The following is a 6,300-nucleotide window of genomic DNA, read 5'->3' on the forward strand; positions in this document are numbered from 1 at the left end:
GTGTGCGGGTTGTTAGGGTAGGCCCTTGTGAGTGCCCCCCGAGCGAGTGATCTGGTCAACGCCCTTGCGCGCCTCGGGTTTGCTTCGGCGTCGGACGCTGCGCGCCACCTCGAGGGCGCGATGCTCGGAGTCGAGGGAACAACCCGCGTGGCGCGCGCGTGCGCGGTCGCGCCCGATCCCGATCTTGCCGTGGCGCAAGTCTGTCGCTGGATCGCGATCTCCGGCCGGGTTCCGTCACAGGCCGGGCTGCAGCGACTCGCCGGGGTTCTTGGGCTTTCAACGTCGCTGGGTGCGTTCCTGTCCCGGCATCCCGACCAGGCCGAGGTCGTCACCGACGCCCGCTACGCAGGCAAGACGCGGACGCTGCGCGCGCTGGTGGACCAAGCGACGCGTGTGGTTCTTCGCTCGGAGAACCCGATGGGAGCGCTGCGTTTGTGGAAGCGCCGGGAGCTTTTGCGCATCGCCGCGCGCGACTTAGTCGGGGAAGCGCCGGTCGAGGATGTTGCGCGCGAACTCGCACACCTCGCCGAGGCATCGCTGCGGGCGGCCTACGCATCTCTGGTGCGGGAAACCCCGGCACCGGAAGGCTCGCGCTTCGTGGTGATCGGGATGGGCAAGCTCGGCGGCGAAGAACTGAACTACGCGAGCGACATCGACGTGCTGTTCATCTACGACGGTCCGGAGACCGGACTCGCGTGGGCAACCAAGATCGGTGAGGGGATCATCCGGCTGCTGGCGGCGACGACCGAGGATGGACAAGCATTCCGCGTAGACACGACGCTTCGTCCCGAGGGCCGTGATGGTGCGCTCGTGCGTTCGCTCGCCGGGTACCGCGCGTACTACGAGCGCTGGGCGCGCCCGTGGGAGTTTCAAGCTTTGATCAAGGCAGCCCCGGTTGCCGGAGACGCGGCGCTCGGTGACGAGTTCATCGCGATGACTCGTCCTTTCGTTTATCCCGAGCGGCTCTCGTCGGACGCCGTGCGCGAGATCCGCGACCTGAAGGCGCGCGCGGAGCGCGCCATCGCCGCGCGCGGGCTTGCCTCGCGTGAGGTCAAGCGCGGTCCCGGTGGAATCCGCGACATCGAGTTCGCCGTGCAGTTGCTGCAACTCGTGCACGGCCGGCGTGAGGACGGGTTACGCAGCGGGAACACCTTGGAGGCGCTCGGCGCGCTCGCGCACCTGGCGTACGTGGGCGACACCGACGCCAACGAATTGTCCGACGCGTATCGATTCCTGCGTGCAGTCGAGCACCGGCTCCAACTCGCGCAAGAGCGTCAGACTCACACGGTTCCTGAAGACGAGCGCGCGCGCCGCCGCATTGCGCGCTCGATGGGATACCGCGACACGCCGGTGCGCACCGCGCTGGAGCAGTTCGACGTGACGTGGCGCGAAACGCAGCGCGTTGTGCGTCGCATCCACGAGAAGTTGTTCTACCGGCCGCTGCTCGAGCGGTTCGCGCAGGCTCCGGCGCTGGCGCCCGACGCCGCCCAGGAGCGGCTCGGCGCGCTCGGATTCCGCCAGCCGGGGCGCGCGCTGAAGTTCTTGGGTGATCTGACCTCGGGCCTGTCGCGCCGCGCGCAACTTATGCGGACGCTGCTGCCGGTCATGCTCGACTGGATGAGCGAGGCCCCCGATCCCGACTTGGCCGTCTCGGCGTTTCGCGATGTTGCGCTGCGCGTCGGAGGAAACCCGGCTGCGCTCGGAGCGCTGCGAGATTCGCCCCCCGTAGTGGAGTTGCTGTGCCGGGTTCTTGGAACCTCGAAGCTGCTGGGCGAGCACCTCTTGCATGTCCCGGAGTTTGTTGCCGAGATGGGAGATCCGCGCGCGCTGGCCAAGCGGACGCGCGAGCAGTACCGGCATGAGGCGACCGAGCGTGTCGAGTGGCGAGGGGACTCGGAGGCGCGCGGGGCGGCGTTGCGGCGTCTAAAGCGCGCCGGCGTGCTCCGGCTGGCATCGCGTGATCTAGCCGGGGCGGCTTCACCCGACGAAGTCGGCAAGGAGTTGAGTTATCTCGCCGAGGGAGCTGTGAGCGCCGCGCTCGCATCGTTGCTCGGGGAGTTCCCTTCGGTGGCCGGCGCGCGCTTTTGCATCATCGGCATGGGCAAGCTGGGCGGAGAGGAACTGAACTACGCGAGCGACATCGACGTGGTGTTCGTCTACGACGGGCCGGACGCCGCGCAGCCGTGGGCAACGCGGATCGCCGAAGGACTGATCAACCGCCTCGCCGCCACAACCGAAGAAGGTGTTGCGTTTCGCGTGGACACTGCGCTGCGCCCGGAAGGCAGGGCGGGCCCGATCGTGCGATCGTTGGCCGGGTATCGCGCCTATTACGAGCGCTGGGCGCAAGCGTGGGAGTTCCAGGCTTTGATCAAGGCGCGCCCGATTGCCGGCGACGCAACGCTGGGGGAGGAGTTTCGCGATCTTGTTCTGCCGTTCGTTTATCGCGATCGTCTGAGCGAGGAGGCCGTGCGCGAGATCCGCACGATGAAAGCGCGCATCGAGAAGGAGCGCCTGGGCTCCCGCGAGGATCCCAAGACGCAGTTGAAGGTGGGCATCGGCGGGCTGATCGACATCGAGTTCACGATTCAACTCGTGCAGCTCATGAACGGCAGCAGTTCTCCGCGTCTGCGCGCGCACGGAACCGTGCCTGCGATTGCTGCGGCGGCGGAGATCGGCTACATCGATCTTGAGAAGGGCCGATGGATGGTCGAGGCATATCGGTTCCTCAACCGTGTGCGAAACACCATGTATTTGGTACGCGGGCGTTCCGGGGATTCGTTGCCGAGCGACCCCGACGAACTTGAGTTGTTGGCGCGCGCCTTGGGGTATCCGTCGCCGGGCGCGCGCGTCGCGTTCCTCGAGGAGTACAGGCGAACGACGCGGCGTTCCCGCCAAGTGTGCGAGGACGTGTTCTACGGCGGAAAGCTCGGCGGCCGGTCGGGATCTTCGCGTCCGACGCCTTCGCGCTAGTCGCAGGACTCGGGGACTTCGCGCGATGTGTCGCACTGGACTTCGGCGCGTGCTGGTCGCAGGATCGCAGGCATGCCCTACATATACATGGCACCTGCGGTTCGACGCCGGGAACTCGCGCGGCGGTTGTATCAAGACGCGCCGGCGGCGCGGCCCGATTGGATCGAAGAGCAACTGCTGCGACCGGGACAAGTTGCGGCGCTGTTCCAGGTGAGCCGGCGAACGATCTGCGATTGGGCGCGCGCCGGTTTGCTCGACGCGATCATCACGCCGGGGGGACATCGACGCTTTCGCGCGCGCCAGGTGCGCGCGCTGCTTGAGTCGCGCAAGGTTTCGGTTACGCGCGCGCACTGAAGCCCCCGCAGGCCGAGGGAGTCCCATAGACTTATCCGCGGAGGTGATCCGCCGGTGCGACTTGGAATGGTGGGACTCGGCAGGATGGGCGGGAACATGGCAGCGCGCCTTCGGGCGGGAGGCCATGAGGTCGTCGGTTACTCCCTGAATTCGGCCTTGAGTGATGTCCCCTCACTCGACGAGTTGATCGAACGCCTCCCGGCACCGCGCGTGGTGTGGCTGATGGTCCCCGCCGGCGATGCAACTGAGCAAACCCTGGAGCATCTCGCTGCTTCTTTGTCGAGCGGTGACGTGGTTGTCGATGGGGGGAATTCGAACTTCCGACACTCCATGCGCAAGGCGGCGTTGTTCGCGGAGCGCGGCATCGATTTCGTGGACGCGGGCACGAGCGGGGGTATTGGGGGCCTTGAAGAAGGCTACTGTTTGATGGTGGGCGGAACCCCCGAGGCCGTCGGGCGTATCCAGCCGGCGTTGACGACGCTCGCCCCCGAGAACGGATGGGCGCACGTCGGGCCTTCGGGCGCCGGACATTTCGTGAAGATGGTCCACAACGGAATCGAGTACGGCCTTCTGCAGGCTTACGCAGAGGGCCTCGACATCCTGCGGGGCTCGGCGGAGTTCGATGTGGATCTTCATCAGGTTGCAGAGGTGTGGCGACACGGTTCGGTTGTGCGGTCGTGGTTGCTGGATCTTGCGGTGCGCGCGCTCGCCGATGATCCGAACCTGGAGCGTGTCGCGGGATACGTCGACGACTCAGGAGAGGGACGCTGGACGCTGATCGAGGCGATCGGGGAGTCCGTTCCCTCGCCCGCGGTGGCCGCTGCGCTGTTCGCAAGGTTCGCCTCGCGCCGGGACGACTCGTTCGCGATGAAGGTGATCGCTGCGTTGCGCCGGGAGTTCGGCGGGCACGCGGTGAAGGAAGAATGAGCCTGCAGCGGCCGTCTCCCCAAGCGCTGGTGATTTTCGGTGCCTCCGGAGACCTTGCCCGTCGCAAGATCTTGCCCGCGCTGTATAACCTCGAGCGCGACGGATTGATGCCTGAGGAATACGCCGTCATCGGGTACGCGCGCAGCGAATGGGACGATCAACGATTCGTTGCCAACGCGCGCGCGGCGGTCGAGAAGTACAGCCGCTCACCCGTTGAGGAATCCGTGTGGAGTCGTATGGCTGCGTCGATGCGTTTCGTTGCGGGCGAGTTCAACTCGCCGGGCGCGATGGACCATTTAACGGCCGACCTCGACAAGGCCGACCGAGACCTCGGGTGCGGCGGCGACCGCCTCTATTACTCCGCCACTCCGCCGAGCGCGGTTCCGATGATCGTGGAGCGCTTGGGCGAGATTGGTCCGGGCGCAAACCCGCGAATCGTCGTCGAGAAGCCCTTCGGCCGGAACCTGGAGAGCGCGCGCGCGCTGAACGAACAGGTGCATCGCGTCTTCAATGAGTCCCAGGTCTTCCGTATCGACCATTACCTCGGCAAGGAAACTGTTCAGAACCTGTTGGTGTTTCGCTTCGCCAATGCGATGTTCGAGCGCGTGTGGAATCGCGACGCCATCGATCACGTGCAGATAACGGTCGCGGAGGACTTGGGGGTCGAGGCGCGCGGCGCCTACTACGAGGAGTCCGGCGCGATCCGCGACATCGTTCAGAACCACATGCTTCAGATGCTTGCCTTCGTGGCGATGGAACCGCCGCGCGCGCTCAGTGCGACGGCGATCCACGACGAGAAGGTCAAGCTACTGCAGACGGTGCGTCCGATCACTCCCGAGAACGTTGTGCGCGCGCAGTACGACCGGGGCACGGCGGGAGGAGCATCGGTACCAGGGTACCGATCCGAGGACGGTGTCTCTCCGTCATCCAACACCGAGACTTACGTAGCCATCCGCGCGTATGTCGACAACTGGCGCTGGGAAGGCGTGCCCTTCTTGCTCCGCACCGGCAAACGCCTGCCGCGGCGCGCGACCGAGATCACCGTGAAGTTCCGTGAGGCTCCCGGCTATCTGTTCGATGAAGCCCCTGAGCCCGATCACCTGTCCATTCGCATTCAACCGCGTGAGGGCGCATCCTTTGCGTTCCAGGCCAAGCAACCCGGTCCCGGGTTCGTTCCGCGCCCGGTTCGTATGGATTTTGAGTACGACGAGTTCTTCCACGCCGTCTCCGCCGATGCTTACGAGCGGCTGCTGCATGATGCGATGTGCGGCGAAACCACGCTTTTCGCCCGTGAAGACGGCGTTGAACGTGCCTGGGAGATCGTTCAGCCGGTCCTGGACATCCCTGAGGAGGTTTACGGCTACGCCGCCGGGAGCTGGGGTCCGCGCGCGGCCGACGAACTGATCGCCCCGCGCCGCTGGCATCTGGGCTAAAGGTCTGATCGGACTACGCGGCATCACCCGTGCGGAGCATTCATTTGCCTTCCACGCTTCCGACGATGTCAGTGGCCCGAAAGATGCGCCCCGGGGCCGCAACGTGGAAGGAACAAGGATGCGAGTGCTCATCGCCGATGACGACCGTGACATTGTGATGCTGCTGCGTATGGCATTTGAGACGCAAGGGCATGAGGTCCTCAGCTCCTACGACGGGATCGAGACGCTTCAGTTGCTTGCATTCGAGCCAATTGACGCTGTTGTGCTGGACGTGATGATGCCGCGCTTGGACGGTCTGACGGTGCTGGCAGAAGTGCGCGCGCGAAGGGAAACGGCCGACCTCCCCGTCGTCGTCCTGACCGCCGTACGCGAGTTGTTCGACCGGCACCAGACGTCGTATCGGACCCGGCACACACACTTCGTGGCGAAGCCATTCGATGCGTTTTCGCTCGTTGAGTTGGTCGAGCAGATGCTGGAGGAGGATTCGGCAGAGATATAACCGGAAGTTGTGGATGCGTGGTTTGAACAAAGACGCGGCGTACCCTTCCTTCGACTGAAAGCGATGTCGGAGGCCGGTGCTCGAACACCGGCAGGAAGGAGTACGCCAGTGCTCAAG

At 65.4% G+C, this 6,300-nt stretch carries 4 protein-coding genes and 1 pseudogene; all 5 read left to right on the top strand.

Annotated elements, in window-relative coordinates:
- The first annotated feature begins 27 nt into the window (after positions 1-27).
- The 5 genes and pseudogenes from WDA27_03905 to WDA27_03925 all read left to right on the top strand — a co-directional run bounded on the left by WDA27_03905 (position 28) and on the right by WDA27_03925 (position 6,183).
- The gene (locus WDA27_03905; GenBank protein MFA5890088.1) at positions 28-2,970 is read left to right on the top strand and encodes a bifunctional [glutamine synthetase] adenylyltransferase/[glutamine synthetase]-adenylyl-L-tyrosine phosphorylase; all 2,943 of its coding nucleotides are present in this window, start codon (positions 28-30) and stop codon (positions 2,968-2,970) included.
- 162 nt (positions 2,971-3,132) lie between these two features.
- Positions 3,133-3,291, top strand: a pseudogene (locus WDA27_03910) (helix-turn-helix domain-containing protein).
- Between the two features lie 87 nt (positions 3,292-3,378).
- Positions 3,379-4,251 carry a decarboxylating 6-phosphogluconate dehydrogenase gene (gnd, locus tag WDA27_03915; protein ID MFA5890089.1) on the top strand — a complete coding sequence of 291 codons (873 nt, stop codon included), beginning with the start codon at positions 3,379-3,381 and terminating at the stop codon, positions 4,249-4,251.
- The gene (gene zwf, locus WDA27_03920; GenBank protein MFA5890090.1) at positions 4,248-5,684 is read left to right on the top strand and encodes a glucose-6-phosphate dehydrogenase; all 1,437 of its coding nucleotides are present in this window, start codon (positions 4,248-4,250) and stop codon (positions 5,682-5,684) included. Before gnd ends, zwf begins: the two co-directional genes overlap by 4 nt.
- 118 nt (positions 5,685-5,802) lie before the next feature.
- The gene (locus tag WDA27_03925; GenBank protein MFA5890091.1) at positions 5,803-6,183 is read left to right on the top strand and encodes a response regulator; all 381 of its coding nucleotides are present in this window, start codon (positions 5,803-5,805) and stop codon (positions 6,181-6,183) included.
- Positions 6,184-6,300 lie beyond the last annotated feature (117 nt).

Source organism: Actinomycetota bacterium, assembly GCA_041658565.1.
In the GTDB taxonomy this organism is placed as follows: Bacteria; Actinomycetota; AC-67; order AC-67; family AC-67; genus JBAZZY01.

What these genes read in the sequence shown, in the direction of transcription:
- WDA27_03925 (MFA5890091.1), top strand. Translation starts at nt 5,803, where the DNA reads ATGCGAGTGCTCATCGCCGATGACGACCGTGACATTGTGATGCTGCTG.
- zwf (MFA5890090.1), top strand. Translation starts at nt 4,248, where the DNA reads ATGAGCCTGCAGCGGCCGTCTCCCCAAGCGCTGGTGATTTTCGGTGCC.